This window comes from Streptomyces vastus, from assembly GCF_039532825.1.
In the GTDB taxonomy this organism is placed as follows: domain Bacteria; phylum Actinomycetota; class Actinomycetes; order Streptomycetales; family Streptomycetaceae; genus Streptomyces; species Streptomyces vastus.
The window spans coordinates 14,712-17,290 of sequence record NZ_BAAASJ010000121.1; the positions used below are offsets into that span (position 1 = coordinate 14,712).

Genomic DNA, 2,579 nt, shown 5'->3' on the forward strand with positions numbered 1-2,579 from the left:
CTTGCTCGGCTCGTTCATCGTCGCCGGCACCTGGCAGGCCGCCGCCGCCCGCGCCCGCACCCCCGAACACGCCCGCATCGACGCCACGCTGAGCATCGACGAGGCGCACAACTTCCTCACCCTCCCGTATCCGCTGGAGGACATGCTCGCCGAGGCCCGCGGCTACCGCCTGTCCATGCTGCTGGCCCACCAGCACCTCGCCCAGCTGCCGCGCGACCTGCGCGAGGGCATCTCCGCCAACGCCCGCAACAAGGTCTTCTTCAACGCCTCCCCCGAAGACGCCGGTGCGCTGGAACGCCACACCCTGCCCACGCTGGCCGCGCACGACCTCGCCCACCTCGGCCCCTACCAGGCCGCCGCCCACCTCCTGGCCGGCGGCGCGGAATCCGCCGCGTTCACCCTCACCACCCGCCCCCTGCCGCCCGCCGTGCCCGGCCGCGCGACGGACCTGCGCGCGGCAGCCGCCTCCCGCACCGGCCCCCGCCCGGCCACCCGGCCCTGACCCACGTCCCCCGCATTCCCTAGCCGTCAGCGCAACCACACGCATCCGGTGGTGACTTGTCATGCCTGCACTCCCGCGCCCGGCCTTCGGCCCCGGCTCCCGCTACACCGCCCGCGCCGCCCTCACCCGCCCCAGGCCCGCCCGGCCCGCGGACGTGGCCGCCCTCGCCCGCCGCCTCACCGGCCGCGATCTGTGGCTCGCCCGGATGCTGCACGAACACCGGGTGCTCACCACCCACCAGATCGCCCGCCTGGCCTTCACCTCGCTGCGCTCCGCCCAGCGCCGCCTGCGCACCCTGCACCAGCACGCCGTCCTCGACTCCTTCCGCCCCCTGACCGCCTTGGGCTCGGCCCCCGAGCACTACACCCTCGGCCCCGCCGGTGCCGCCCTGCTCGCCGCCCACGCCGGCCTCGACGTCGCCGCTCTCGGCTGGCGCCCCACCCACACCGGCCGTATCGCCTACTCCCCCTCCCTCGGCCACGACCTGGGCGTCAACGAACTGCTCACCTACCTCGCCGCCCGCGCCCGCACCAGCCCCGAAGCCCAGCTCACGCTCTGGCTCTCGGAACGCTCCGCCGCACGCCGCTGGGGCGACATCATCCGCCCCGACACCTACGCCCACTACCGCGACGACGGCCATCTGCTGCCGTTCTTCCTCGAATACGACACCGGCAGCCAGCCCCTGCCCCGCGTCGAGGCCAAACTCGCCGCCTACGCCGCCTTCACCCTCGCCACCAGCAGCCGCCCGGCCCTGCTCATCCACACCCGCACCGCCTCCCGCGACCAGGCCCTGCGCCACCGCCTCGCCGGCGCCGCGCGCGAGCTGGGCCTGCGGGTGGCGACCTCGTCCGCGGACTTCACCACCACCAGCCCGTGGGGCCCGTGGTGGGCACCCCTGGGGCCCGGCACCCGCCGCACCACGCTCACCGGCCTCGCCGCCCACTGGCCCGGCCTGGCCCCGGCCGTCGGCCTGGAGCCGACCGACGCCGACACCGCCCTCACCCTCCCCGCGCCCCCGCTTCCACCCACCCCCACCCCCGGGGCCGGTGCATGAGTTCCCTTCTCGCCAAGACGGCAGGCGGCATCGGGTGCGCGGTCATCGCCCTGCCACTGCTCGTCGCCCTCACCCTCGCCGCCGCGCTCGGCAGCGGCAGCGGCACGCCCGGCGGCAGTGTCCCGGCGGCCCCGAGCAGGCACGCCCTGGCCGACATCCCCGCGCACCTGCTCGCCCTCTACCAGCGCGCCGCCCCCGAATGCCCCGGCCTGTCCTGGACCATCCTGGCCGCGATCGGCAAGGTCGAGACCGATCACGCACGCCACCCCACCATGCGCTCCTCGGCGGGCGCCGTGGGGCCGATGCAGTTCCTGCCCTCCACCTTCAAGGCGTACGCGTATCCCGTACCGCCCGGCGGAAAGAAACCGCCCACCCCCTGGGACCCGGTCGACGCCGTCCACGCCGCAGCCCGGCTGCTGTGCGCCAACGGCGCCCGCAACGGCAAGAACCTCCGGCGCGCGATCTGGCACTACAACCACTCCGACGCCTACGTCACCCAAGTCCTCACGATCGCCGACAGGTACGCGGCCGCCGCAGCCACCCCAAGTGGCGCCGCGGCCAAGGCGGTTGCCTTCGCCCGCGCCCAGATCGGCACCCCGTACGTGTGGGGCGGGGACGGCCCGGCCGAAGGCGGCTTCGACTGCTCGGGACTGACCCAAGCCGCCTACAACGCCGCCGGCATCACCATCCCCCGCGTCGCCCAGGCCCAGTACAACCGCGGCCCCCGCCTCCCGAAGGGCGCCCAACTGGCCCCGGGCGACCTGCTGTTCTTCGGCACCGGCCCGGGCAGCATCACCCACGTCTCGCTCTACACCGGCCACGGCCAGGCCATCGACGCACCCCGCACCGGCGCGGTGGTCCGCGAAGGCCCCGCGAACACCGACGCCCCTTCCTTCCAGGGCGCCACCAGGCCGACGGCGCCGGGCGGTGGTGTCCGGTGAAGCAGATCGCCGCGATCGAGGCCGTCGGCCTGCTCAGGACCATGACCCGCGTGCTGTGCGTGGTCGGCATCCTGGCCCTGGT

At 75.2% G+C, this 2,579-nt stretch carries 3 protein-coding genes; all 3 read left to right on the forward strand.

Annotated elements, in window-relative coordinates; translation table 11 throughout:
- On the forward strand, positions 1-502 hold a 502-nt coding region (locus ABD357_RS40680; protein ID WP_344396490.1), incomplete at its 5' end, for a TraM recognition domain-containing protein.
- A 61-nt stretch (positions 503-563) separates the two neighbouring features.
- On the forward strand, positions 564-1,556 hold the full coding sequence (locus ABD357_RS40685) for a replication-relaxation family protein (protein WP_344396491.1): 993 nt from the start codon (positions 564-566) through the stop codon (positions 1,554-1,556).
- The gene (locus ABD357_RS40690; protein WP_344396492.1) at positions 1,553-2,497 is read left to right on the forward strand and encodes a C40 family peptidase; all 945 of its coding nucleotides are present in this window, start codon (positions 1,553-1,555) and stop codon (positions 2,495-2,497) included. The genes ABD357_RS40685 and ABD357_RS40690 overlap by 4 nt, the downstream gene beginning before the upstream one ends.
- Positions 2,498-2,579 lie beyond the last annotated feature (82 nt).